Raw genomic sequence first — 23,970 nt, 5'->3', positions numbered from 1 at the left:
ATGTCGAACATCACACTGGATAAACTCCTGGGAATCGAATACCCCGTCATTGTCGCTCCTATGTTCCTGATCTCAAACACAAAGATGATCAAGGCGGCCCTTAGCCAGGGCGTTACAGCGGCATTCCCGGCGTTGAACTATAGAACCGACCAGGAATTGCGGGCTGCCATCCGGGAGATCAAAGCCTTTTCATCAAAACCGTTTGGTGTTAACCTGATCGTGAACAAATCAAACCCAAAGTATAAAAGTCAGCTGGATACCTTATTGGAATTGAAAGTAGACTATATCATTACTTCGCTTGGTAATCCGAAAGAAGTAATCGAGCGATGCCGTCCACTGGGTATAAAAGTATTTTGTGATGTAGTGGATCTGCAATACGCACAAAAAGTAGAAGCGCTGGGAGCTGATGCCGTGATCGCTGTCAACGCCAGGGCTGGGGGCCATGCAGGAAATTTATCTCCACAGGAATTGATTACTGAGCTAAAAGAGCATTGCAACATTCCGATTATCTCTGCAGGTGGTGTAGCACACGGACAAGACATAAAGCAGGCTATAGATTGGGGAGCTGCGGGTGTATCGGTTGGCACCATCTTTATAGCGTGTGAAGAATCCGATATATCTCCTGAGTATAAACAGGCGATGATTGATTACGGTGAAAAAGATATAGTTCGCACAAATAAGCTGTCCGGTTCACCTCTTACAGTGATCAATACGCCTTATGTCCAACAGCTTGGTACGAAAGCCAACTTGCTGGAATGGATCCTGAATAATAACAAGACCTTAAAAAAGTATGCTAAAATGCTGATCGCGTTGCGCGGCATGAAGGCCGTGGAGAAGGCAGCCTTTGGTGCTACCTATAAAACCGTTTGGTGTGCCGGCCCTGCCATTGAACATGTGAAACGTGTGTTGCCCATGGCGCAGATCGTACGCACCCTGGTAGAAGAATATACCCTGGCTCACAAACAGTCTTAACTTACTTTTAAGCTTTTCGTTGCTATCGGTTTATTTTGTATCAAATAATATATATCTTAAAACAGCTCTTCAAACCCGACCCTCTCAAGAGTATGAAAAGAAGAAAATTTATCGGAATAACAAGTACAACCTTTGTAGGAATGAATTTACCACTGTCATCATCGAGCGCTATGAGTATGTCTGAAGAAAATAACAAACGTAAAATCCTGATTTTCGGAGGAGGTTATAACCAAACGTTTATCAAATATATGGCTGGGCTTACGGGTAAAAGTATGCCGCGTCTTTGTTTTATACCCACGGCATCTGCCGACAATCCGTTTGGTATTGCAAACTGGTTTGAGACTTGTGCTCCGCTGGACGTAAAGCCTTTTGTACAACGTATGTTTATCAGCAGCTATAATCAGAAGGTATCGTTTGAAGAAGTTTTACTGAGCATGGATGGTATTGTAGTAGGAGGTGGCAATACCTTGAACATGATGGCCATCTGGAAGGCGCAGGGTATAGATACCATTTTACGCCAGGCGTGGGACAAAGGAATTGTTTTGGCTGGTGGAAGCGCAGGCTCACTTTGCTGGTTCGAACACGGTACTACTGATTCACGTCCGAAAGATATATCCAAGGTGGAATGCCTGGGTTTTATCAAAGGAAGTCATTGTCCACATTATGATTCGGAGCCTACGCGCAGACCGCTCTATCACTCGTATATAAAGTCCAGGGAATTTAAACCGGGCTATGCCTGCGATGATCAGGCTGCTATATATTTTGAAGATAACGAAGTGAAGAAAGTAATCGCTCTGAAAGAAGAAAGTAACGCTTACTACGTCTACGAAGAAAACGGAGAAGCAAAAGAGCGAAAATTAGTAAAGGAAATTATCAAGTAACATATACCGGTATAAATCCGTATCCACGCAATGGATCCAACAAAGTTAAGCAGAGAATTAGTTTTCAGTACATCGCGCAGCAGCGGACCTGGCGGGCAGAATGTAAATAAAGTAAATACGAAAGTAACGTTGAAGTTTGATGTTGCGAATTCATCTATTCTCACCGAAGAAGAAAAACAGATCCTGGCTATGAAACTGGCCACCCGCCTTACAACGGAGGGAGTACTGGTATTGACATCACAGGATAAACGCTCGCAGCTTGATAACAAGGAAGCCGTAATTCTGAAATTCCAAAAGGTCATCGCGAAGGCCTTTGAAAAAAAGAAAGCGCGTAAGGCCACGAAGCCCTCCAAAACATCGGTTCAAAACCGGATTCAGAAGAAGAAGCTTCACTCCGAGAAAAAGAAATGGAGAAAAGGACCAGACGAATAGATCTATACTGTAACTGTATAGCTGGTATAAATTTGCTGTTTAGCCCACCAATTTAATGAAGGCACCGTCATGCTAGCGTTTATAAAGAAATACCCGGCCACCATTATACTCCTGGTTGTTAACATCGGTGTTTTTGTCGTGATGTATTTTCAGACGGGCACGCTTGATGAACCTGCCTGGAGTCAGAATGCCCTGAAACGTGGAGCGCTGTTTAATCCCTATGTACTGCGCGATGAATGGTATAGATTGTTCACGCACATGTTTATGCATGGACATTTACTACACATCGCCCTAAACATGAGTGCGTTGTTCTTGGTGGGAAGTGAGTTGGAAGAAAAAGTGGGAACGAAGAAATTCTTATGGGTATATTTTAGCACGGGTATAGCCGCTGCATACAGTAGTTTGTACTGGCATTTATTTAATGTCGGGGTGGGAGCATCAGGAGCGCTTTTCGGACTACTGGGATTTCTGCTTGTTTTCAATCTATACTATAGCAGGCAACAGAAAACTTCTGCAGTACCCATTCTGATTACTTTCATTGTTTTTCTGGGTATTAATACATTATTCTCTGCTGCACTCAATGGAGATCAGGCGGCACACTTCGGTGGTCTTGCGGCCGGTATCGTACTGGCGGTATTTACGCTGGTGTTCACCCGGTCGTTTCACAAGGTTTTAGTGGAGTATGCATTCGTTCCAATCCTTATACTGCTATATTTTGCGCTTCCTCGTTACCAGGTACATTACTTTGATTTCTTTCAGAAAGTATTGGCGGCAGAAGATTCCGCGAATGCGGTCTTCGATAAGAAGAACCTGTCGGATGAGGCTTTTGCCGATGCGTTCCGGAAAAATACGATGTTGTGGGATACTGCCGGTATACTCTTGCAGGAGCAGGAATATATACCGGAAGCCTTGCAACCTGATACCTTTAAGCTAAAGCGGTATATAGCATTACGCAAGAAAATCAATATCGCGCGCGTAGCGATGATTGATCGTGAATCCTATATATACCTGGATAGTATAGAATTGGCGCAGGATTCTTTGAAGGCTTTTATATCGCTGGATTACCCTTTACTGATGACGCGGGTACGCGTTGAGAAAGAGGAGCCTGAACCTGATCAGCCTCCCATGAAAATGACAACGGTATGGTACGATCGCAATTGGGAAGAAGTGTCGGGGCCACCCGCTGAATATTACCGGATTGGCTATCGCGATTCATTAGGTTTGTGGCAAGGAGCTGTGCGCGACCACTATGCAAACGGTGTTATACAAATGAAGGGATCTTATAAAGACGATAAACGCGATGGCGTGTTTTTATATTACTCAGATCACAACACCTATACCTCTGCTGGTCGCTATAAAGATAACAGGAGCATCGGAAAATGGGAGACCTATCATACTAATGGACGATTGGAAAGTGAAGTATACTATACCGATCGTTATTTTCTAAAGAACTTTTGGGACTCGACAGGCCATCAATGGGTGAAAGATGGTGAAGGCAAACAGATTCAACGCTATGCGAATGGAGTTGTGGCAACCGAAGGCGAGTATAAAGATGGATACAAAGAAGGATACTGGTATGGTCGCCATGAAAACGGAGAAATGTATTATGAAGAGAATTATCACCAGGGGAAATTGCTTCATGGCAGGTCGAGAAGTATAAAGGGAGAAGGTGTAGTATATGACGCCAGTAGTTTATACCCGTTGCCCGAAGGAGGCTATACGAAACTTGGACAGTATTTTCAGGAAGCGGTAAAGAAGTTTGAGAGCTCGGAGAAAGGTACTGTGCGATTGTCATTCAGGGTTACAACGGATAAGTTGATAGCCGATATTCAAGTAGAGACGAGTGTATCCGAAGAGGTGGATAAAAAAGCAAAGCAAATCTTGCTGGAAGGTCCATCGTGGATTCCTGCGAAAGAACACGGACTGGAGCCTGTGGAAGGCTACGGTGTGGTATCCATTGATTTTTAATCGAACGACTAAGTCTTCGTACTGTTTCTATGGGTATATTTGCACCCGTTTAATGAAGTATATCCTATGAGGTTAGGACAATTGGCCAGAAAACTGGCAGTAAGACCTGCTGAAATCGTTGATTTTCTGGCAACGAGCAACATCCGCATTGATGACGGCACGAATGCGCGGTTAGATGACGAGTATGTAGTGCGTGTGATTCAACACTTTGCACCTGCACGTCTGGAAGAAATTATGCAACCGGCTGTTGAAGAAGTACAGGAAGTTGTATCCGATAAAAATATCATCGAGATCAATAACCTCGAGCCAGAGGCTGCTATAGAAACGGTTGTGGTTGAGCCAGAGCCGGTAATTATACCCTCTTTGCAAGAGGAAATTCAGTCGGCACCTGCAGAGACAAAGATTATTGTCGCTGATGTACAGGAGGACGATAAGACTGAAGTTATCGAGGACAAGACGGAAGTTATCAAAGCTCCTAAAGTTGAATTGGCCGGATTGAAAGTGTTGGGTAAAATAGAACTTCCGGAACCGAAGAAAAAAGAGATCGCAAAACTCCCTGAAGAAGAAACATCAGCAACCCCGGAAGATAAAGTTCAGGAACCTGCACCTGTTAGACCAACCAGGAATCGATCTGAGGGAAGAAAGAATTATACTTCCGAACGCAGAAGCCAACAGCCACGAAGAAATCCTATAGCGTTACAACGCGAACATGAAGCACGCGAAGCGGAATTAAAACGTGAGGAAGAAGCAAAACGTGAAAAGGAGAGACGTACGCTATACTATCAGCAACGCGTTAAAGCTTCTGTTCCTACAAAGCCCGCGCGTTTGATCGATGAACCCGTGATGCAGATGACTTCTGATCATCTTGACAAAACTCCCACAACCTGGTTGGGGAAATTCTGGAAGTGGTTCCGCTCTTAAAGCGAGTTCTGAACTATATTCTGTAACTACATTCATCAACATCATTCTCAGTACTATACCGTAACGGAGTTGCCCATACCGGCATGTCCTTTTGGGGCGGGCATGTTTTTTATGTTTTATCAACAGGATTATAAAAAGCCTGTTGATATGAATATACCAGCGAAACCTTCAGCGTATGATTACTCCATTGCTCCAGGAGTGTGGGGGAAGAAAGATGTCTTTGTAAATTATTATTTTATTCAGGACAGTGAAACGAAAGCCTGGTTCCTGGTGGATGCAGGTTTAAAATGGTCAGCACCACGGATCAAAGCAATGGCTCGCGATCTGTTTGGTGAAGGCAGCAAGCCTGCCGGAATCATTCTTACACACGGTCACTTCGATCATGTTGGTGCATTGCATACGCTCGCGCAGGAGTGGAGTGTTCCTATTTACGCTCACACGCTGGAACTGCCATATCTTACAGGTAAATCATCTTATCCTCCTGCAGACCCCACCGTGGGTGGTGGATTGATGTCTTCTATGTCGTGGATGTATCCGAAGGGACCTATAGATATACAACCCTATATTCAGCCGCTTCTTGATAATAGCGATAACGTTATACCAGGACTTAGCGGTTGGAGATATATACATACTCCCGGACATTCACCGGGTCATATCAGTTTATTCCGCGAAAGCGACAAGGTGTTAATTGCTGGCGATGCCGTTGTAACAACACGACCTGAATCGGCTTTGTATGCATTGTCTTATAAGAAGCAACTGTCAGGGCCACCCAAGTATTTCACCTGCAACTGGGCCTCAGCAAAAATATCAGTACTGAAACTTGCAGCCCTTGATCCGCAAATTATAGCGACAGGTCATGGAGAACCGATGCAGGGTGAAGAGATGCAACTTGCTTTACAACGCCTTTCAACACGTTTTGAAAAACTCGCGCAGCCAGAGCATGGCCGCTATGTAAATGAGCCTGCTGTAACAGACGAGACCGGTGTAGTATATCTGCCGCCTGCTGTTGAAACGAGTTATCCTACAGCTTTAAAAGTGGTGGGTATATCGCTTGCCGTTTTATCGGTTGGTTTCCTGATATACTATCAGGCTAAAAAGAGAGCGGAACGTAAAAGTAGTATAGGAAACGATCTGTTGAGTAGTGCTCTCAAGGGTAAGTCGCGGCATGCGTTGCATCACTTGCTTAACTGATATATACTTGGAAGGCTCAGGAGTGCACGGTTTCCTGCGAAGTGGAAACCGCGCCTTCTGTTGGCTCGATCTTCTTGCCAAAGCGGGTTGCATATACTTGTGTAAATTCAGCCCCAAACAAGAGAATCATTCCCGCATACGTAACCCAAAGCATGATTAATATCACTGACCCTGCTGCTCCATAGGTAGAAGCAGGGTCGGCATTGCCGAAATAAAATCCCAGTGCAAATTTCGCGATTACGAATAGTATGGCTGTAAGCGTTGCACCAATCCATACGTCCTTCCAACGGATTCGCGCATCGGGAAGAAATTTATAGATGGCCGCAAAGAGTAATGTGACAATGCCAAGCGATACTACAATATCTACCACTCTGAAAACGATGATAAGTGATTCCGATAAATAGCCGACAACCCAATCGCGCACAGCACTGAGTCCTGCAGAAATCACTAATGAGATCAGCATAAGAAATCCGACTACCAAAATCAATCCGAATGAAAAAATCCGGTCGCGAATGAGCTTGAGAAATTTTTGTTTGGGCTGTGGCTTTACTTCCCACATCTGGTTCAGGATCTGTTGCAGTTTATAGAACACGCCTGTTGCACCGAAGAGCAAGGTTGCTATACCAATAATCGATGCAAGTGTTGATCCTTTGTTTTCACTTGCTTTCGCAATGATAGACTCAACATCTTTCGCAGTGCCTGTCCCGATCATGTCATTGATCTGTGCTGAGATCTGGTTGGTGACAGCTTCCTGACCAAAAAAGTATCCGGCAAGATTGATAATGATTACCAGTAATCCGGGAAGTGAAAAGATAGTATAGTATGCGATCGTAGCGCTGTTGCTGAAAGGGTCGCGCTCATTCCATTGCCTGTACGTACTTTTAAGCAACGACCAGAAATTTTTCAGAAGAGGTATCACACGCATGGAACACTTTGTTTTATTGGAAAATCATCTGATTGATCTTATCAAAAAATTATTCCAAAGAACAGTGCGATGAGTAATCATGTTCTATAAACCATCTCAAAGTATACTAAAAGAAAAAGCCACCAGAGACCTGGTGGCTTTTAACCTATAATGTTTTATATGTTTAGAAAGTGATCATCTCAGTTTTTCCGCTGCTGGTAGATACTTCGAAAGTGATTTTAGAATCCGTTGTTGCTTTTACCTGGCTCAGGTTGTAGATCAAACCGAAAGAACCTGTAACCTGAACATCTTGCTTGTGCAACAAAGCGTTGTTCGCGAAGATCTTTACAGTAACAACTTCTGATCCGTTGTTCGCTACATTCAACATATATTTATTCTGATCGTTAGCAACTTCAGTAACTTTAATGAAGCTAACAATTCTATTCATGGTATAGTTGACTTTTTCAACTTGCTTACCATTCTTATCTTCCAGAACGATAGTATATTCTCCTTCTGCTAATTCGCTGAAGTTATAGGGACGTACAAATGATGCAACGTTGCTCAATACTTCAGAGAAAACCAGTTGATTTGCGCTGTTGATGATAGATACTTTTACTTTACCAACTTCTTTAGTTTTGTAATAGATTTTGTAAACGCTAGAAGTAGAGGTAGAGATAACCGTTAGTGATGCAGGAGCATCAGCAAATGCAGTAGCAGACATGATGATAAAAGCGAAAACTAAGGCAGAGAATTTTGAGTTCATATTGTTGTTGTTAAATGATGTCGTTGTTAATTGACGATACAAAGGTGAAGAATCGTTTCTCCGCTTCTCATGCAAAGCGATGGTTCCCTTGCTTCGCGTAAGGAAAGCCATCCGGCAGCATCATCAGGATAATCTTCTCCGCTGATCAGGCGGAGCAAAACTGATGAGAGAAGAAGCGCCCCCGGACCAAATTCTATTACTGTTTAAATGTTGTTACGGAATATTATTCTGATTTCGGTCCTTAAAAATCACGTTTTAAGGTTAAAGAAGCTTTAAATATCCTTAAATCAGAATATAATTCGATTTGGTATGATGTATGATATATGCCTAAAGTGAAGATTTTGGGTGTAAAATGTATTCATTCAATGCAATCCTACTTTATACACGATGAAACGGTTTTACAGGTCACATTTTGAGAAGAAAACAGGTACTGCTATAACTATATATGGCTGTTTTAACCGGGTATAATATTTTAACTGGTAAACCTGAATTTAACTTTCAGGATTCATGGTATACGAGATCGGAAGCAGTACAATGTTATTTGAAATTGACCGCACAGCAATTGTAGATATTTCTGTTGGCGACACAGTGCATGCAAAAGGCTTTCATGAAGCACAATATACTTGGAAGCAGCAAGATAGTCAGTTTATGGAAAGTAATCCGGATGCCAAGGTATTTCTGAAACTTAAAAGAGATGCGAAGGGTACATATGAGGCTGCCGGCATCACGGTTATTACGGAGAGCTGATATCTTTTTTCAAACGCCAATTTACTTTTTCAAACGCTTCTGTTCATTACCTTTGCGGGTATAGTTTACGATATACAATGAACGGTACAGTACGAGCCAATATTAAAAAAGGAATTCAGGTTAAGATTGTTTTGAAGAAAGATCAACGGACCGGAACCTTAACGGAAGGTATAGTAAAAGATATACTTACCAGCGCTCCTGTACATCACCGCGGTATTAAGGTGCGCCTCGAGGATGGTCAGATCGGCAGAGTACAGGAGATCACTCAATAATTCTGACGAAGATGGAAAAACAGCCTAACAATCCGCTGCACGGTAAGACTTTGGAAATGATCGTCCAATATTTAGTAGATCATTATGGATGGGAGGAACTCGGTGATCGCATTACTATTCGTTGCTTCAATGAAAATCCGAGTATAAAATCAAGCCTTACGTTTCTTCGTAAAACACCGTGGGCCCGAACAAAAGTAGAAGCGCTCTATATAGATACCATCGAGCGGGCATAGCGCGAGGTGCATTCACATTTATACTTTATTCTCTTTCACCACTTTAATGGTAACTAACAATTGGCCGACATGCCGTTGTGTGTGTTCAGCGGCATGAAAGAGAAGTCCTAATACATTCGAAGGAATTTGTTGCCGGCCGACACCGCGAGGTTCAAGCAATGTTCGCTCATCGGTTTCACGTAACTGCTGCAATGCATATTGCACTTGTAGCTCAAACGCCCGTACAAGATCTTGTGCGGTATAGATTTGTGATGAATCTCCTTCCAGTTGCAACGCCCTCAGTTGTTGTTCAGAAAGTGCTTCACCACGTGCATAGGTAAAGAGCCTGTCGAGTACACCCGATAAATGCTGAAGATGAAAACCAACAGAAGCCTGGCTATAGGGCTTGATCCATAGCTTATTGGTATCAAAATCAGCAGTTGCTTTTCTTATTTCTTCGGTGGCCTGTAGCATCGCATGTGCCACTGGCTGCAGCAATGCAGGGATTTCAGGAATGGGTCCGCGTAACCAGACTTCTCGTGTATCACTCATTCACCAAATATATACATTCAGACACAACGAATGGCATATCAAAAAGCAAAATCACCAGGACGAAACGCAGTGGGAGTGATGTTGAGAAATTTCTTGAAGTCTTTTACAAGATGCATCTGATCAAAGTAATTGAACTCGTAGGCAATGACAGACCATTTCTCGGAGGGACGTTGTTTGCGTGCCTGCATTACTTTTTCGAAGCGCAGAAGATTACTATAGGTCTTAGGGGATACGCCAACTTCCTTCCTGAAATTGCGTTCGAGGTGGCGGCCTGATAGCGGAATGTCTTTATATAGGGATGTGATACGACTGGCAGATGCCACGTCTTTGATCAACGTGGCGAGTTTTTCTGAAGCGGAATCTGCTGATCGAAGTGATAACTGATTAATCAGAAAGGGCTCAATCATATTTTTGCAGCTATCAAAATCTTTGCATTCCATAAGCTGTTCGGTTATGTCATTGAACAAGGCAGGCATCACAAGGGAAGCGTCTACGGACTGATCACAAAATTCACTCATGGGTATACCCAGTAACTGATATATACCTGTGGGCTTGAAGCGGATACTGAAACAGGCAAAGTCTTCATTGATCTCGATCCTATATTTGCGATACGTGCGTGGGCCGCGAATGGTACAACGCGCAAATGGAATGAGCTGCCCTGAAGAACACAGAAAAGTTTTATAGCTTCCGCCTATAAAAAAATCAAGTGAGTTTGCCGCACGACAAGGCATCTCTTTGATGATGGTATGGCTATCATGCAAGGAGATTTTCCGGTAGCGGTATTCTTCAACAAAGGCATTCAGTGGTGCTGAGGGCGCTTGTTTTTCAAGCAGCGATATAGCAGGGAGCGTCATTGTATTCCGTGATCGATATACCAATATAATCACTTCACGAATGCAAAATCATGCTATACCCCTAAAAGGGTATAGGCCTGCTAGCCGATACTATATCCAGTGCTGAAACGGATTGATTTATTCTTCTTCGTAGAATTCTTGTAAGGCGCCAAAATACATGGTGTTCCAGCCCTCTACAATATCTTCATAATCCTGGTCGGGTATATTTGTATGTCTCAGCTCAACAGAAGTGCCTTCCGTAGCCGGATGCAGTTTTATCGTGACGATTGATTCTTCCACCTGATCACCGAAATACCATTGCTGCACAATTTTCTTTTCGTGTTCAAACGAAATGTTCTTCCCCACAATGTTTCCATCCCAAAGCGAAAATTCTGATCCGGGCTCTGTAGACATTTCAGCAGGTTCGCCTGACCATAGCTGAATCGTAGTTGGGTTGGTCAATGCCAGGTATACAAACTCCGGTGATGCCGGGATGATGTAGTATTTTTTGAAATCTTTCATGCTGAAACAAAACTCTGCTCAAACCTAAGGTTAAAAATTTATCGGTTCAGCATACCGGATGAAATATATTAGGTGGTCCTGGGTTTTGTTGATGAAGTACACAGCAAGGGAGACGTCAGCGGGAAAAAGGAAACGGAATTTATCGCTAGATTTACATTCCATTTAGATGCTATATGAAAACGAAGGAATGCCCATCCTGTGCGATGCAAGTTAGCTCCCGAAGTAAAATTTGCCCGATCTGTCAATATGAATTTACGCGATCGAGCAAGGCTTTGCAATGGGTCGCGCTCTTGTTGGTATTGTTGTTCATTTATTTGATCCTGTTCTGAAAGCTATATATAAGGATGTACTCTGTGAAGAAACACATCCCTGTATAGATAGATTTTATCCTGCAGCCTTCTCTCCATTCTCTACGCTGGGAGCGATCTCCATTGCCTTTGTTTTGTAGACAGCGATCATGCGTGAAGAGAATACCACTACCAGCACGGCCATCGTCAGCAACACTCCTGAACATATAAATATATTCGAGGTAACCGCGAAGAAACTTCCGGAGGCGTAAATGATCAGGATAAGGATAACGGAGAATGGCATCGAACACGCCAGTACATTCATAGCAAAGTCCAGGTCGAATGTTCTCGATATAGGCTTGTCTGAAGATTTACTTTCCATCTGTCCAACGGCTGCCATATGCGCATACGGCCAGAAGCTACAGGCGCTTTGTGGGAAAACAACCATGAGCAGGATGGTAGGTATATCTGTTACCGGGAAAAAGTATAATAACAATGCACTGATCAGGAATGCTATACCAGACCTGAAGAAAAGAAATGAAAATATAGTGCGCACCTGGTCCCACGTGAGCCGCATGGAGAGTCCGATGAATAATAATACCAATGGAGTCATCATCAGGCTCAGTCGATCTATACTCAGGCGTATAAACTCAGGGAAAGTAGCATACGAAAGTCCCAGCGACAGCATTACAACCGCTGTAAGAATGACCAGGTTTACCGGCTCATTCAGCAAGGATAGCAGCAGATCTTTTACTTTGTTATTCTGGTTGGGCGCACTCTCTTTGTTGACTTCAAAATACCATTTCATGGCAATGGTATAGGAGATGATGAGCACGAAGATCTTATTACCAACATCAGCCAATGCTGCCATTGCCAGCGGGCCTTGTCCGCTATATTCCATGATGAATGGAAAGCATGACAGCCCCGGTGCCAACGAAGGGATCAGCATGATGAGCGTGCGATACTGATTTAACGGAATGTGAAAGACGGAACGCAAGGGCAGCTTATCAACCAGCAAATGCATAACGATATTGAATCCTAACGACAAGATTGGAATGATGATGAGATCAGATTTGAAATCGATCTGCAGTAAGGCTATAAATATAGTCGCGGGCAGCGCCAGGCTCAGGATCAAGGTCTTGATTCCTTCGCGCTGATCTTTATTCTTTATCTTTTTACGAAAGAGATAGCCAATAACAATAAGCAATAATAATGATATGGTTTTTGTGGTGGCAGAACTCATAATTAGTATCGGTGAATTGTTGGTGATTGATGCAGGAAGATCTTTCTTCAACACCCTCGCGGCCGGCATGAGTATATATACTCATGCCGGTGCGGTGTGCCTCTTTCAGAACGGCTATATACCGTGTAGAATGATTGCTATCAACTCACAATTTCATTCAAAGTCTTCACAAAGAGTTTGAGCTCATCCATGGTGCCCATACTAACGCGGCCGTACGGCTTGCCGTGTATATCGTATCCCCGTATACCTACGCCTTTTTCAAGCATCTTTGCCATCATATCCTTTACCGGTATTTGTATCGGGAAGAGAATGAAACTGGTATAGGAAGGTATAGGATTCATTTTTGCTTTTGTAAGCTCGGCAAAAACGTACTCGCGGTTCTTTTTGTTATTGGTGCGTGTATAGTTTTGAAACTCTATATCGTTCATACTGGCGAGCGCACCTTCGAGTGAGGTAATGCTGATGCCCATTTCAGTACGCACCAAGTCCTGAATCATTTTAACACGTTCCGGTTTTGCCACCATATACCCGATCCGTAATCCGGCCATACCGTGGATCTTCGAGAAAGTTCTGCTGATGATCACATCATGTCCTTCCTTGATCAGGCCAACGGCAGTCTGCTTGTCGGGTTCATCCAATAGCTCGAGGTAAGCTTCATCGATAAATATAGGAGCTTTGGAAGCCACCTTTCTGCTGAAGGTCTTGATCTCTTCAATAGGCGTTAATGTACCGGTAGGGTTGTTTGGGTTACAGATATATATCAGTTTGGTATCAGCATCGACAACGCCGGCCATGGCAGTTAGGTCGTGCGCATAGTCCGCGCGAAGCGGTACATTTTTCCAGGTAGCACCAATAGACGTGGCTGTATTTACCAGCGACATATAGGAAGGATCTGCTGAAATTACATTGCCGCCTTTCATACAAAGCGCGAATGCTACTTTCTCAAGTACATCGGTTGATCCCGGTGCCAGGAGTATATTCTCCGGAGCAACACCTTCTTTTTGCGCCAGGATCTCGATCATCTTCAGGCAGCTTTTATATACATACCGGTTGCCTTTACTGGCACTTTCTGCAATGGCCGCGACTGCTTTCTTTGAAGGTCCCCACGGATTTTCATTTGCCAGCAAGCGCGCCTTCAGGTTTTCCATATCCGAAGGAGCAATATGATATTGTTCGAGCAGATGATATTGTCCTTTATAGGGCTTCATCCCAAAGGCAGGTTTCGCCTCGATGGTGCCCGGCAATGCAAGACTGGTTACAATGCCGCCTGCAGTGACAGCGCTCTGTCTCAGCCATGTTCTTCTACTAATACCCGGTGTTGTCATGTTACTGGTTTGTTTGGTGGAATATATTGTTGAGTTGGTTTTCTATTCACTGGCCGCTACCGGGGTAGCATTTTCTCCTATATCACCTGCAGCAATCACGCTCGACTCCAGAAAGATCTTCACGTGTGCATCGTACTCTTCAAGCTCATCAAAAAATGTTTTGCTGGTAATGACATAGAATTTAGAAGTTCCAAATTCACCGGTGCTGCCGTTGACAGAGTATAGGGGCTGCAGCTCGGTCAGCAAAGCATCTTCCGCTTTCCCGCTATAGATCCCGGAAGGATAAAACTTATCGCTGGTAGTATTATACAGCGAAACCTGCACCAGTGTATTTTTAGCATTGTCTTTCCAGAATACAATACGTCCCTCTATATTTCCCTGTACAGCGTTAAGAGTATAGGCCTTGTATACCGAAAGTGTGCCACCTCCCGGAGCGGTGTTTAGCTCAGGTTCAACATTATCTTGCTCACATGCGGTTAAGTATAGAAGAGCCGGTATAAGTATAAACATCATCCGGGTCGTTGTAAGAAGTAAATTTTTCATCAGCTGTTACAGGTTAGAAGTTGAATAAAATCCGTCCGTAGTAATATGCGCCATTGGAACCTTGCTGGCTGTTGGAGTACAGGTAGAAACCTCTGTTCTCCTCTCGCATGATGTCTGGGTACTTGTCAAATATATTGTTGCCGCCAACAGACAGTTTTAGGTTCATGGTAAGGTCGTAGCTGATGCTCATATCAAATATAGTCTGTCCCGAAAAAGTTTGATCATAATATACTCCGCTGGCATCGGAAACGGTTGAAAGTTCAGTAACACTTCCATAGTAGGTACCGCGGAACATAGAAGAGAACTTTCCGAAGCGGTAATTTGCAGAACCGATCAGTTTTGTGCGGGGTGTACCCGTCTCAAACTGACCTATAACAGATCGGTTCAAATACTTCTCAACAAGTTGTTCGTCTGTCAGGTTCTCAACATTCAGATCGACCACCTTGGTATCGATAAGTTCGTTCTTGCTAAATATAGCCGCCAGGTTTATGTTGATCTGAGAATTGCCGGTAAGGCTTGTAGTATAATTACCCACGAGCTCTATACCTTTTGATCGTACATTACCTCCATTCACAAAGAACTGCGCTTCGCCCTGTGCTCCGATTACTTCATCGTAGTTATTGCCAACCTCAGCAGCATTGAAGCTGTTCGTTCTGAAAATCCGGTCCTTTACATCGATCTGATAGGCATCAACGGTGATCTCAAAGCCAATGATAGGTTGATAGGTGAGGCCTGTTCCTATACTCTTGGAGCGTTCTTGGGAAAGCTCTTTGATGCCCAGTACCCGTGCCGCTGTACTGTTGGTAGGATAGGTAGTATAGTCAACGGGCTGTGGTACGCCATTCTGATCCGGGAGGAATACGGTAGCGGTATGTGTATAGTTTAGTTCCTGTAAAGAGGGTGCCCTATATCCGCTGGAAATCGATCCGCGAAGCGAAAGATTCTTAAGTATAGAATATCGCGCTGCAAATTTACCGGTAACGACTCCTCCGAAGTCAGAGTAATTTTCAACACGCGCTGCGCCTGCTATAAGTAGAGCTTCAGAAAGCTCAAGCTCAGCATCTATATACGCAGCAACGTTCGTTCTATACTCATCGCGTTCATTTTTAGGACCGAATCCTGCAAAGCATTGGCAATTGGATGCCAGTGATTTTATGATGACCTGGTCTCCACGTTGTACTGCTACCGGATTTCCATTCGCATCAACAATAGGAGTGCTGCTGCCATCTTCCAGGGGTTTTCCATCGGGACCCACTAAAAGTCCATCTTGTGTGATCGTTAATGTACCGGCATCTCCCGTGGTATAACTTTCTTCCTGTCCCTTCAGGATCTTGTAATTTTCCACGCGCATTTCAGCACCGAAGGCTATATTTAGTCCATGCGCTATATCTTTGAAGTTACGTGAGAAGTCAAGGTTTGTAGTGTTTTGCGAGAACTGGTGTGTACCCAGATTCATTTCCACCGGTGAATTAGAACCGAGTGACGCATTGAAAGTATTCACCATACCGATGCGCATTTTATTTCTACCGAACGTATTGCTGAAGTCCATATTGAACAGCCCTGCTTTACTTCGAAGTCCGATCGTAGAAGAGTAATCCGCGGTGTTGGAAGTCATCTGTGGTCTGAATCCATTGGGATATAGTAAATAATTAAAGCGATCGGTTTGTGCGGGCCTTCTGAAATAACACGAATATCCTTCCAGGAATTTATAAGATATACCTCCGAAGGCATATAAGGTAGTGGTGGGGCTTAATGCGTACTCCGCGTTATAGAATGTACTTCCCAATGTTATAGCCGGCATACCAGCATATACTGCGAAGTCTTCAGGCTCCAGGCCACGTGCAGCCATCAATCCTTCAGATGTTTTTACAGAAGAGGCCAGTGCTTCATTACCGCTTCCCAAGGCAGCAATGAGCTCAGGATTTGTAATGACGGGATTGCCATATTTATCCGTTCGTTCATTATTCAGATAGGTGGCGTCATATACTTCCCAGTCGTTTACAAAAGGACGTAGTGTTGGCCTCCGTTGTGTGAGCTCCCCGGAAAGATTAATGAATCCTTTCGCACCGAGGGAGAATCCATAGTTTGCCGTCAACTGATAATTATACCCATCCGGATTACCCTTGTCAGTCAGACTACCGGCATCGCCTCCGGAGTTCAGGTATCCGCCACCGGTAAAGCTTCCGGTAAGTTTATCAGTACCTTTTTTCAATACTATATTGATTACACCCGCGACTGCATCGGAGCCATACTGTGCTGCTGCACCATCGCGAAGGATCTCCACCTTTTCTATAGCAGAGGCTGGTATAGTCATCAGATCCACAGAGGTAGAAGGACTTCCAACGGCAGTTGTAATAATGAGAAGGGAAGAAGTATGTCTTCGTTTACCATTCACCAGTACGAGTGTCTGGTTAGGCGCCAGGTTTCTGAGCTGAGCCGGATCAACGTGAGAATCAAGATCACCGCCTTGCGACCGCACTGCATTGAAACTTGGAGCAAGTATAGCGAGCATTTGCGCGAGGTCTATTTGCGGAAGCTCTCCCATAATATCCTGGATTGGAATCACGTCTACAGGCACAGGTGTTTCAAGCACCGTGCGCCCCACGCTTCGTGTGCCGGTAACAACTATTTCACTCAACTCATTTAAGGTCTCCTCCAGAGGAGCATCGATGGTTGTTTCCGATCCTATTTTAACTTCTTTCGTTTTGAAGCCGATGAAAGAGAACACCAATATATCATTCGGTGTCGCGGTGATGGTATATATACCTTGTGCATCGGTAAGTGTACCCTTGCCGGCATCACCTTTCAGGATAACACTCACACCGGGTAAGGGAGCACCATCGACAGTGGACGATACTTTGCCTGTTATTTTAGATTCCTGGGCCAGGGTTGGTAAAATACATACAATGACTAGTAGTAATGGTAGAACTGTTTTCATGTTCATTATTTAGTGTTGATGAATACGGAGGTGACTCGTTATATATAGCGTTTTCACCTTATCAAAAAGACAATACACGAGTGTATGAACGCGGTGTGCGTTCACGACTGTTAACCAACAGGAGTCGGTACTATAAAGCAATTCGTATCCGGGCTATCTTCAGACGATTGCTGAAGAAGCGTACAACACTTTAAATCTTAGGATGTGGTGGTATTCTTCTCATATATATTTATAGGTTTAATTAGGTCAATGAATGAGACGTCTGTTCGCGGAACCTGAATTCAACCCTTCCACCTTTGCTACACATAGCGAACTCGCCCGGGATCACTTTTCAAACGATAGCTTGCTATATTTGATGTTTTTGATTTGGTAAAGCAATCCCATGAGTAAGATAAGATGAGAGATATACCGGATGCATCGGCAATATTACCTAGCAATAAGCTGAAGAATTTACGGATCGGTTTGTAGGTAATGCGCAGAAAAAATTGTAATGCGATTTTTTACAACGTTAGCGGAAATATACTATATACTTGGTGTTAAACCGAAACGCTATGTAATTTTTTAATATAGTATAGTTTTATGCTGCGTTGTAACGAATACTGCGCACAAGCAATGTCACGTTCGCATGAATCGATAAGTAGTAAGAGAGGATGGGTGAGGGATTGAATCAGGAGATCCGGATTTTTTGCTCGGCTATTTTTGTCACCAGTTCGGTTGTATTCTTCAGGTTGAACTTGCCAAGTATATTCGCGCGGTGCGTATCGATGGTACGCGGACTCACATCAAGCATGGCCGCTATTTCTTTACTTGAATTTCCCTCCATCAGATACCTGATAATTTGTTTTTCCTTCGTGGTAAGGAAGGGGAGTCCTCTGAAATTTCTTTTATGAAGGTTTGTGATCAGCAGATTGGATATTTCGAGTGAATAGAATTTCTCCCCTTCTAACACTCTGTTTATCCCCGAAAGGATTTCTTCAGGTTCCGAGTCTTTATGGATATAGCCGTCAATGTCAGCTTCCATAGCATTCATGATGTGGCACTCTTCTTTTAACAGGGTAAGTATAATTATCCGGATGTTGGGATTATGTACTTTGATATAGCTGGCGACATCGAAGCCTGCTTGTTTATTAAGAGAGATGTCTACAAGCACCAGGTGTGCATCAAGTGTTGAGACATATGGTTTTATAGCATTGAAGCTTTTGTATTCGCCTGTTATTTCAAAACGTGGCTCTTCTTTGAGAAGAGTCATTAAGCCAATTCTGAACAGGGCGTGATCATCAAGTACGGCTATCTTTACCATGTTAGTAAATATAACTATTCATGGTAGTTTATAAACCAGCAATGGTTTGATAACCGCATAAAATATTTCGTCAATTTCTTACAATCGATTGAATTAAGTATATGTTAACTCTTTATTCGCTAAATGTATACTAATGACGACCAATAGTATAAAAAAAGCTTGTCGCCCTCACGGGTAACAAGCTTCTATACTATAATCTTGACGTTACTTGGCTGGTGTCACCCAAGGACCCCTTTGCTCCTTTGTCACCCATGGACTTTTACGCAAGGTGCTATCGTCCCCTTCTTTTACCTTTTGATTGGCTGAAGACTTCTTACCGGGCACAGTTCGCGTTAGCAGTGTGATTATAATTTCAGAAGCGCCAAAGGCAACGTGCGGAATGTAAAGATGATCGGCAAATTCGAAAAGCCAGGGTGATGCCGCCAACAGAACACCGGATAAAAAATCAATAATTAGGTGAACAGGCATCGGTAGTAATTTTATAAGACCTGGTTCATAGTTCGTAAGCAGGCTGTAGAATAAAGTGCTACCGCCCAATGCAACCGGTACCCAAGTCTCAGGGCTATCGATCGTGAAGCCAAGCAGCCAGGGAATTCCAATCAGTGCTGCCCCCACGAGATAGTCCAGAACGCCATGCACTTTTGTGGATATGAATCTCATATACTTTTATAATTGTTTTTGGAAGTAACGGATTATCCAGGTGTAAATTTTATGCCTGTGGGAATGATTTGTTCGGCATCGGTTGGTGTATACCTGGACGTTAAGATTGGAGATATTTTTCAACGATTGTATATATTCTGTCCGCTTATGTCTCTATAAAGAATTGATTCCCAATCGAAAATAGATAATGAAAAGAATTTCGGTTTGGATGAAAATTATTCATGTATATCCTTCAAGGAAAGTGTCAACCTGTTCCTTGCTGATTACGTTTGAACTGGTAAAATTTATATTTCCACCGCCGCTTTAAACTCATTATCATTTATCCGTAGTTTCGCGCCCCATGAGCACAGTAACCCTTACAACCCCTCATCCTTTTAGCACCACACTTAAATCATCCAACCGCATCGAATCGATCGATTTGTTGCGTGGCCTTGTGATGGTGATTATGGCACTCGATCATGTGCGTGATTATTTTCATGCGGATGCTTTCCTTTTCAATCCGGCAGACCTGAATAAAACAACGGCTGCTATATTTATGACGCGGTGGATCACTCACTTCTGTGCTCCTGTATTTGTATTCCTCGCCGGTACATCTGCCTTTATGGTAGGAAGTCGTAAAGGGAAAAAAGAACTGTCGGCATTTCTTTTGAAGCGTGGCGTCTGGCTGATCGTACTGGAATTTACTGTATTAAACTTCGCCTGGTTTTTCAATATTCATTTTTCATTGATTGCACTCACGGTGATATGGGCGCTTGCAATCGGCATGATTTCACTTGCACTTTTTATTCATTTGCCTTTTAAAGCCATTCTGGTGCTGGGAGTACTTTTAGTTGCAGGTCATAATATACTCGACCCGATTCATGTAGCCGGACAAGGAGCCGATGCCATGGGCTGGTCGCTCTTGCATGAGCAAGGGGGATTTCGATTCCCGTTCACATTTGTATTTGTCGGCTACCCGATTATACCGTGGATTGGTGTGATGCTACTCGGCTATTGCTTTGGCTCGTTGTATCAACCCACGTATGATGCTTCAACGAGAAAGAGAATACTTCTTTCCATCGGAGGTGGGGCTGTTGTTCTCTTCGTATTGCTCAGACTTTTAAATATATATGGCGATCCGCATGCATGGTCGGTTCAGAAGGATCCTCTGTTTACGTTTCTTTCATTCATCAACGTCACCAAATATCCACCCTCTTTACTATATGTTTTGATAACGCTCGGACCAGCGTTGATTTTCCTGGCAATATCCGAGAGGTATAAAGGAAAGTTGACACAGGCACTTGTTTCACTAGGCCGCGTACCCATGTTCTATTATATTCTTCACTTGTACGTGATCCATATACTGGCTGTTATAGCTGCCATCCTTACGGGATATACTTTGTCGGACATGGTGTTCAATACCTGGGTTACCGATTCACCGGCTTTGAAGGGATATGGCTTTAGTCTTGGTACAGTATACCTGGTGTGGATTGCTGTGGTGCTCGCACTATATCCACTTTGTAAATGGTACGATACCTATAAGATCAATCACCGTGAACAATGGTGGCTCAGCTATCTTTGATCATTCGCGGCAGGACTTTTTTCCTTGAGTTCATCAAGAAGATATTGAATGAAGCTGATCTCTGCCAGGAATTGTTCCAGAGATTTACAACTGTCTTCTTTGGTTAATTCCTGTGTAGCTTTTGCTACCAGTTGTAATTGTTCCTTTAATTCGGATGAATAAATAACTTTTTCCATCGGATAGTAGGTTTGGAGGCGTGGGGTTGTATACTTTAATGGGGTTGTATACTTTAATATAGTAAAGGTTATATTCGAATACAAATCTCCAAGGGTAATGATGTTGGAACGGGCTTTCTTCTATGATAAAATTCTTACTAAACTTTCTCGGCTTCAATAAACATTTTCAGGCTATCTGAAGTCAGTGGCTCGTTGTGATTTCCGCCGTAGATCGCTTTCAGTGTAAAGCCTGCCCTCTCTAACATCAATTGTATTTCATAACGAAAAATAAGACGCCACTCCATATGATAGGATTGTCGTGTAACCGTACCGTCTTTTTTGAATTCATCATACCAGCCGTATACGGATTGTACCTGGTTTATAGTCATCGGTCCGGTTGCTGCAAAACGCGTATAGGTGTTGCCGTTGTGAGGATTCTTGCGGGTAAAGAATGGTTCGGGTTTAATGTCACCATATAAATTTACAGCTAGCGGATTCCATATATCGAGGGCAAGCAGACCATGTGGTCTTAAGTGATCTGCAGCATTCCGTAAAGTCTGAAGTTGTAAATTGAAATCCGCTATACAGAGTAAGCTGTTGAAGCCGCAGATTACTACATCAAAGTCACGCGTGTCAAGCGATAACTGTGTTACATCTTGCTTTACAATAGAAAGGTTTTCGCTTTTAGGAAATGGAATGCTGCCAACCTTTCTTCGGAATTGTTTTAATATAGCAGCCGAAGCATCCACAGCTGTAACAACACAATCCTGGTTTATCAAAGGAATTGAAATCCGGCCGGTGCCACAGCAAAGCTCCAGTACTTTTTTGCCGTATTGCGCGGTTAGCTGAATATACTTATCAACATCGTCTGCTATACCTTGGTATGTGACGACCTCATCAAAATTTTCCGGATATTCAGTTTGATTCCGCGAAGGATAATCACCATCATAATATACTATAGACGGGTGTGAAGCATCTTTAATGGACGAGTTCATAAGTTCGATGAAGGTATAACAGATACCGCTGAATAGCTAATGTATATATACACCCTGCCTATGCTTTTCGGATAACGTTTAACAATGTGTTGAACTTGATCTCGGTTTCATTCCATTCTTTCTCCGGTGATGAATCAACGGTTACACCAGCCCCTGCATATAGTATAGCTTTACTGTCGAGTAATTGCATGCAACGGAGGTTAACAAAGATGTTGATGTTGTTGGCTACATTTACTGGCCCGAGAAAGCCAGCATAAAACTGTCGGTTATAGCCTTCATGTTCGTAGAGAAAGTCAAGCGCGGGTTCTAAAGGCATACCGCATACTGCTGATGTGGGATGAAGCAGCTGCAGCATCACTGAGCCAAGTTGCGGAAAGTTGATGGCTTTCATGTCTACTGTAAAGTCTGACTTGAGGTGCATGAGGTTACCAGCCACAACCGTCTTGGGACCGTACTCGTCATACTCGCGAACTCTGATCTTCTTAAAACAACTGATCACGTATCGTTCAACAAGCGCCTGCTCTTCAATTTCTTTTTGCGTCCACGCTACTGATTTCAGATCTATACCTGCGTTGTACGGCTGCGTGCCGGCCAGGGCAACGGTACGAAAAATGGTTTTGTCTTCAACGCTCACCAGTACTTCCGGTGTAGCGCCAAGCCAGCTACCGGTTTGTGGTGAGCTTACAAAAGAGATCAACGCATTGGGATATGCATTGCATAGATTCTGAAAAGAATATACTATATCAAATTCAAGCGGCAGATCGATTACTTTGGATCTCGAAGGAACAACTTTCTCAAAAGTTCCTTTTTCAATTTCATGAACACTCTTTTTTACTAAATCAATATAGGGTATAACGGTATGGTGTGTACTCTGCTCGATACGGTGATATTTTACAGCATCGTGGGGAGCTATAGTATTTGTGAACTGTTCTTCAAACCAGGTATAGGAGGTTGCCTCTACCGGGTCTTCCGCGGGTTTCAAAGCGCCATCGGCGAAAGAAAATTTATAGTCTGCAGGGAGATATATCGTATCATTGTTTCGGTCGAATGGAGCGAAGATGAAGCCTTGTTCAAGTTCTTCGAGTGCTGCATCCCGTTTTAAGTGCTGCGGCTTGCGGGAAATAATAAGATGTCTTACCGGATCATTGGGAAGCCGCCACACGGCAACTGAATATTGATTTTCAACTGCGTAATTAATGAGCCGCGCTACGTATTCAGTTTCATGAAGTATAGATGTGGAAACTGAAGCAACTTTATTCATTCTGACGTGTATTCTGTTTCTTAATTCTTTTTGTCTATGACGGCCATTGTAATTCTGCTGATGCACACAAGTTCGCCCGCTTCACTGGAAATCCGTATTTCCCATACCTGTGTTTTCTTTCCGATGTGTATCGGTTTTGTAACGCCTTTCACATAGCCATCACGTACGCTTTTAATATGATTAGCATTTATCTCTAACCCTACACAGTACTGTTTTGTTATATCTACACAGCACATCGCAGCCACACTTCCCATCGTTTCGGCAAGGGCCACAGAAGCGCCACCGTGTAACAATCCCATTGGCTGATGAGTTCGATGATCTACCGGCATTTTTGCTTCGAGGTAATCTTCGCCTACGGCCGTAAATTCAATCCCTATATTTTCGGCCATGGTGTTAGGTCCCCACTTATTCAATTCCTCAACCGTTACATTCTTAAAAATTCCCATGTTCCTTTTGCATTCATAATAAATAGTAATCTGCTGCCATTCAACGCCTCTTCATCATGTTCCATCCGCGGAGCGGATTACTTTCC

26 protein-coding genes are annotated in these 23,970 nt (G+C 43.4%); 11 read left to right on the top strand and 15 right to left on the bottom strand.

From position 1 onward, the window contains the following. The 6 genes from B5Y40_RS20485 to B5Y40_RS20460 all read left to right on the top strand — a co-directional run bounded on the left by B5Y40_RS20485 (position 1) and on the right by B5Y40_RS20460 (position 6,365). On the top strand, positions 1-972 hold the full coding sequence (locus B5Y40_RS20485; RefSeq protein ID WP_079688709.1) for an NAD(P)H-dependent flavin oxidoreductase: 972 nt from the start codon (positions 1-3) through the stop codon (positions 970-972). Positions 973-1,064: 92 nt separating this feature from the next. Further along, complete coding sequence (locus tag B5Y40_RS20480) at positions 1,065-1,853, top strand: Type 1 glutamine amidotransferase-like domain-containing protein (protein WP_143785857.1); 789 nt, start codon at positions 1,065-1,067, stop codon at positions 1,851-1,853. 30 nt (positions 1,854-1,883) lie between these two features. Beyond that, positions 1,884-2,285, top strand: coding sequence for an alternative ribosome rescue aminoacyl-tRNA hydrolase ArfB (arfB, locus tag B5Y40_RS20475; RefSeq protein WP_079688708.1), 402 nt, complete (start codon positions 1,884-1,886; stop codon positions 2,283-2,285). Positions 2,286-2,354: 69 nt separating this feature from the next. After that, positions 2,355-4,253 (top strand): rhomboid family intramembrane serine protease, encoded by a 1,899-nt coding sequence (locus B5Y40_RS20470; protein ID WP_079688707.1) that lies wholly within the window; start codon positions 2,355-2,357, stop codon positions 4,251-4,253. Positions 4,254-4,319: 66 nt separating this feature from the next. Further along, complete coding sequence (locus B5Y40_RS20465) at positions 4,320-5,174, top strand: hypothetical protein (protein WP_079688706.1); 855 nt, start codon at positions 4,320-4,322, stop codon at positions 5,172-5,174. Positions 5,175-5,321: 147 nt separating this feature from the next. Then, the gene (locus B5Y40_RS20460) at positions 5,322-6,365 is read left to right on the top strand and encodes an MBL fold metallo-hydrolase (RefSeq protein WP_079689282.1); all 1,044 of its coding nucleotides are present in this window, start codon (positions 5,322-5,324) and stop codon (positions 6,363-6,365) included. 16 nt (positions 6,366-6,381) lie between these two features. Here B5Y40_RS20460 and B5Y40_RS20455 read toward each other — a convergent pair whose 3' ends face one another. Then, positions 6,382-7,290, bottom strand: a complete 909-nt coding sequence (locus B5Y40_RS20455) for a YihY/virulence factor BrkB family protein (protein WP_079688705.1) — start codon at positions 7,288-7,290, stop codon at positions 6,382-6,384. A gap of 163 nt (positions 7,291-7,453) precedes the next feature. Further along, complete coding sequence (locus tag B5Y40_RS20450; RefSeq protein WP_079688704.1) at positions 7,454-8,032, bottom strand: hypothetical protein; 579 nt, start codon at positions 8,030-8,032, stop codon at positions 7,454-7,456. 507 nt (positions 8,033-8,539) lie between these two features. On the opposite strand from B5Y40_RS20450, the gene B5Y40_RS20445 reads away from it, so the two are divergent. The 3 genes from B5Y40_RS20445 (at position 8,540) to B5Y40_RS20435 (ending at position 9,284) form a co-directional block, all read left to right on the top strand. After that, positions 8,540-8,779 (top strand): hypothetical protein, encoded by a 240-nt coding sequence (locus tag B5Y40_RS20445; RefSeq protein WP_079688703.1) that lies wholly within the window; start codon positions 8,540-8,542, stop codon positions 8,777-8,779. A gap of 77 nt (positions 8,780-8,856) precedes the next feature. Further along, positions 8,857-9,051, top strand: coding sequence for a YwbE family protein (locus tag B5Y40_RS20440; RefSeq protein ID WP_079688702.1), 195 nt, complete (start codon positions 8,857-8,859; stop codon positions 9,049-9,051). A gap of 11 nt (positions 9,052-9,062) precedes the next feature. Beyond that, entirely contained in the window at positions 9,063-9,284 is a 222-nt protein-coding gene (locus B5Y40_RS20435) for a VF530 family protein (RefSeq protein ID WP_079688701.1), read from the top strand. Between the two features lie 18 nt (positions 9,285-9,302). Here the strand turns inward: B5Y40_RS20435 and B5Y40_RS20430 are convergent, their stop codons facing one another. The 3 genes from B5Y40_RS20430 to B5Y40_RS20420 all read right to left on the bottom strand — a co-directional run bounded on the left by B5Y40_RS20430 (position 9,303) and on the right by B5Y40_RS20420 (position 11,170). Next, positions 9,303-9,815 carry a DinB family protein gene (locus tag B5Y40_RS20430; protein ID WP_079688700.1) on the bottom strand — a complete coding sequence of 171 codons (513 nt, stop codon included), beginning with the start codon at positions 9,813-9,815 and terminating at the stop codon, positions 9,303-9,305. 38 nt (positions 9,816-9,853) lie between these two features. Further along, positions 9,854-10,669 carry a helix-turn-helix domain-containing protein gene (locus B5Y40_RS20425; RefSeq protein WP_079688699.1) on the bottom strand — a complete coding sequence of 272 codons (816 nt, stop codon included), beginning with the start codon at positions 10,667-10,669 and terminating at the stop codon, positions 9,854-9,856. A gap of 117 nt (positions 10,670-10,786) precedes the next feature. Further along, complete coding sequence (locus B5Y40_RS20420) at positions 10,787-11,170, bottom strand: SRPBCC domain-containing protein (protein WP_079688698.1); 384 nt, start codon at positions 11,168-11,170, stop codon at positions 10,787-10,789. Positions 11,171-11,343: 173 nt separating this feature from the next. Here B5Y40_RS20420 and B5Y40_RS29430 point away from each other — a divergent pair, with 173 nt between their 5' ends. After that, positions 11,344-11,499, top strand: coding sequence for a zinc ribbon domain-containing protein (locus tag B5Y40_RS29430; RefSeq protein WP_143785856.1), 156 nt, complete (start codon positions 11,344-11,346; stop codon positions 11,497-11,499). A gap of 55 nt (positions 11,500-11,554) precedes the next feature. Here B5Y40_RS29430 and B5Y40_RS20415 read toward each other — a convergent pair whose 3' ends face one another. The 6 genes from B5Y40_RS20415 to B5Y40_RS20390 form a co-directional block, all read right to left on the bottom strand. Then, on the bottom strand, positions 11,555-12,769 hold the full coding sequence (locus B5Y40_RS20415) for an AEC family transporter (RefSeq protein WP_143785855.1): 1,215 nt from the start codon (positions 12,767-12,769) through the stop codon (positions 11,555-11,557). Positions 12,770-12,840: 71 nt separating this feature from the next. Then, positions 12,841-14,025, bottom strand: coding sequence for a pyridoxal phosphate-dependent aminotransferase (locus B5Y40_RS20410; RefSeq protein WP_079688697.1), 1,185 nt, complete (start codon positions 14,023-14,025; stop codon positions 12,841-12,843). A gap of 42 nt (positions 14,026-14,067) precedes the next feature. Beyond that, complete coding sequence (locus B5Y40_RS20405) at positions 14,068-14,568, bottom strand: hypothetical protein (protein ID WP_143785854.1); 501 nt, start codon at positions 14,566-14,568, stop codon at positions 14,068-14,070. Positions 14,569-14,581: 13 nt separating this feature from the next. After that, on the bottom strand, positions 14,582-17,506 hold the full coding sequence (locus B5Y40_RS20400) for a TonB-dependent receptor (RefSeq protein WP_245840681.1): 2,925 nt from the start codon (positions 17,504-17,506) through the stop codon (positions 14,582-14,584). Between the two features lie 667 nt (positions 17,507-18,173). Beyond that, positions 18,174-18,806, bottom strand: coding sequence for a response regulator transcription factor (locus B5Y40_RS20395; RefSeq protein WP_079688694.1), 633 nt, complete (start codon positions 18,804-18,806; stop codon positions 18,174-18,176). Positions 18,807-19,010: 204 nt separating this feature from the next. Then, entirely contained in the window at positions 19,011-19,466 is a 456-nt protein-coding gene (locus B5Y40_RS20390) for an SPW repeat domain-containing protein (RefSeq protein ID WP_185145740.1), read from the bottom strand. Positions 19,467-19,806: 340 nt separating this feature from the next. On the opposite strand from B5Y40_RS20390, the gene B5Y40_RS20385 reads away from it, so the two are divergent. Next, a complete protein-coding gene (locus B5Y40_RS20385; RefSeq protein WP_079688693.1) occupies positions 19,807-21,027 on the top strand; it encodes an acetyltransferase domain-containing protein in 1,221 nt (406 codons plus the stop codon). On the opposite strand, the gene B5Y40_RS20380 is transcribed toward B5Y40_RS20385, so the two are convergent. The 4 genes from B5Y40_RS20380 to B5Y40_RS20365 form a co-directional block, all read right to left on the bottom strand. After that, positions 21,018-21,203 (bottom strand): hypothetical protein, encoded by a 186-nt coding sequence (locus B5Y40_RS20380; RefSeq protein ID WP_079688692.1) that lies wholly within the window; start codon positions 21,201-21,203, stop codon positions 21,018-21,020. The genes B5Y40_RS20385 and B5Y40_RS20380 overlap by 10 nt on opposite strands. Positions 21,204-21,340: 137 nt before the next feature. Beyond that, positions 21,341-22,177, bottom strand: coding sequence for a class I SAM-dependent methyltransferase (locus B5Y40_RS20375; RefSeq protein ID WP_079688691.1), 837 nt, complete (start codon positions 22,175-22,177; stop codon positions 21,341-21,343). A 58-nt stretch (positions 22,178-22,235) separates the two neighbouring features. After that, on the bottom strand, positions 22,236-23,438 hold the full coding sequence (locus tag B5Y40_RS20370) for a chorismate-binding protein (RefSeq protein ID WP_079688690.1): 1,203 nt from the start codon (positions 23,436-23,438) through the stop codon (positions 22,236-22,238). A 20-nt stretch (positions 23,439-23,458) separates the two neighbouring features. Further along, complete coding sequence (locus B5Y40_RS20365; protein WP_079688689.1) at positions 23,459-23,884, bottom strand: hotdog fold thioesterase; 426 nt, start codon at positions 23,882-23,884, stop codon at positions 23,459-23,461. Between the last annotated feature and the right edge of the window lie 86 nt (positions 23,885-23,970).

The organism is Ohtaekwangia koreensis, assembly GCF_900167975.1.
Taxonomy (GTDB): Bacteria; Bacteroidota; Bacteroidia; order Cytophagales; family Cyclobacteriaceae; genus Ohtaekwangia; species Ohtaekwangia koreensis.
The sequence above is the reverse complement of the archived record's forward strand: the minus strand, read 5'-3'. Positions and strand labels throughout refer to the sequence as shown.

Excerpts from the sequence above, each read along its gene's own strand:
- B5Y40_RS20375 (WP_079688691.1), bottom strand. The coding sequence starts at position 22,177 with ATGAACTCGTCCATTAAAGATGCTTCACACCCGTCTATAGTATATTAT.
- B5Y40_RS20470 (WP_079688707.1), top strand. The coding sequence starts at position 2,355 with ATGCTAGCGTTTATAAAGAAATACCCGGCCACCATTATACTCCTGGTT.
- B5Y40_RS20430 (WP_079688700.1), bottom strand. The coding sequence starts at position 9,815 with ATGAGTGATACACGAGAAGTCTGGTTACGCGGACCCATTCCTGAAATC.
- B5Y40_RS20425 (WP_079688699.1), bottom strand. The coding sequence starts at position 10,669 with ATGACGCTCCCTGCTATATCGCTGCTTGAAAAACAAGCGCCCTCAGCA.
- B5Y40_RS20395 (WP_079688694.1), bottom strand. The coding sequence starts at position 18,806 with ATGGTAAAGATAGCCGTACTTGATGATCACGCCCTGTTCAGAATTGGC.
- B5Y40_RS20420 (WP_079688698.1), bottom strand. The coding sequence starts at position 11,170 with ATGAAAGATTTCAAAAAATACTACATCATCCCGGCATCACCGGAGTTT.
- B5Y40_RS20380 (WP_079688692.1), bottom strand. The coding sequence starts at position 21,203 with ATGGAAAAAGTTATTTATTCATCCGAATTAAAGGAACAATTACAACTG.
- B5Y40_RS20480 (WP_143785857.1), top strand. The coding sequence starts at position 1,065 with ATGAAAAGAAGAAAATTTATCGGAATAACAAGTACAACCTTTGTAGGA.
- B5Y40_RS20440 (WP_079688702.1), top strand. The coding sequence starts at position 8,857 with ATGAACGGTACAGTACGAGCCAATATTAAAAAAGGAATTCAGGTTAAG.
- B5Y40_RS20405 (WP_143785854.1), bottom strand. The coding sequence starts at position 14,568 with ATGAAAAATTTACTTCTTACAACGACCCGGATGATGTTTATACTTATA.
- B5Y40_RS20390 (WP_185145740.1), bottom strand. The coding sequence starts at position 19,466 with ATGAGATTCATATCCACAAAAGTGCATGGCGTTCTGGACTATCTCGTG.
- B5Y40_RS29430 (WP_143785856.1), top strand. The coding sequence starts at position 11,344 with ATGAAAACGAAGGAATGCCCATCCTGTGCGATGCAAGTTAGCTCCCGA.
- B5Y40_RS20370 (WP_079688690.1), bottom strand. The coding sequence starts at position 23,438 with ATGAATAAAGTTGCTTCAGTTTCCACATCTATACTTCATGAAACTGAA.
- B5Y40_RS20365 (WP_079688689.1), bottom strand. The coding sequence starts at position 23,884 with ATGGGAATTTTTAAGAATGTAACGGTTGAGGAATTGAATAAGTGGGGA.
- B5Y40_RS20400 (WP_245840681.1), bottom strand. The coding sequence starts at position 17,506 with ATGAAAACAGTTCTACCATTACTACTAGTCATTGTATGTATTTTACCA.
- B5Y40_RS20450 (WP_079688704.1), bottom strand. The coding sequence starts at position 8,032 with ATGAACTCAAAATTCTCTGCCTTAGTTTTCGCTTTTATCATCATGTCT.
- B5Y40_RS20485 (WP_079688709.1), top strand. The coding sequence starts at position 1 with ATGTCGAACATCACACTGGATAAACTCCTGGGAATCGAATACCCCGTC.
- B5Y40_RS20455 (WP_079688705.1), bottom strand. The coding sequence starts at position 7,290 with ATGCGTGTGATACCTCTTCTGAAAAATTTCTGGTCGTTGCTTAAAAGT.
- B5Y40_RS20385 (WP_079688693.1), top strand. The coding sequence starts at position 19,807 with ATGAGCACAGTAACCCTTACAACCCCTCATCCTTTTAGCACCACACTT.
- arfB (WP_079688708.1), top strand. The coding sequence starts at position 1,884 with ATGGATCCAACAAAGTTAAGCAGAGAATTAGTTTTCAGTACATCGCGC.
- B5Y40_RS20465 (WP_079688706.1), top strand. The coding sequence starts at position 4,320 with ATGAGGTTAGGACAATTGGCCAGAAAACTGGCAGTAAGACCTGCTGAA.
- B5Y40_RS20435 (WP_079688701.1), top strand. The coding sequence starts at position 9,063 with ATGGAAAAACAGCCTAACAATCCGCTGCACGGTAAGACTTTGGAAATG.
- B5Y40_RS20415 (WP_143785855.1), bottom strand. The coding sequence starts at position 12,769 with ATGCCGGCCGCGAGGGTGTTGAAGAAAGATCTTCCTGCATCAATCACC.
- B5Y40_RS20460 (WP_079689282.1), top strand. The coding sequence starts at position 5,322 with ATGAATATACCAGCGAAACCTTCAGCGTATGATTACTCCATTGCTCCA.
- B5Y40_RS20410 (WP_079688697.1), bottom strand. The coding sequence starts at position 14,025 with ATGACAACACCGGGTATTAGTAGAAGAACATGGCTGAGACAGAGCGCT.
- B5Y40_RS20445 (WP_079688703.1), top strand. The coding sequence starts at position 8,540 with ATGGTATACGAGATCGGAAGCAGTACAATGTTATTTGAAATTGACCGC.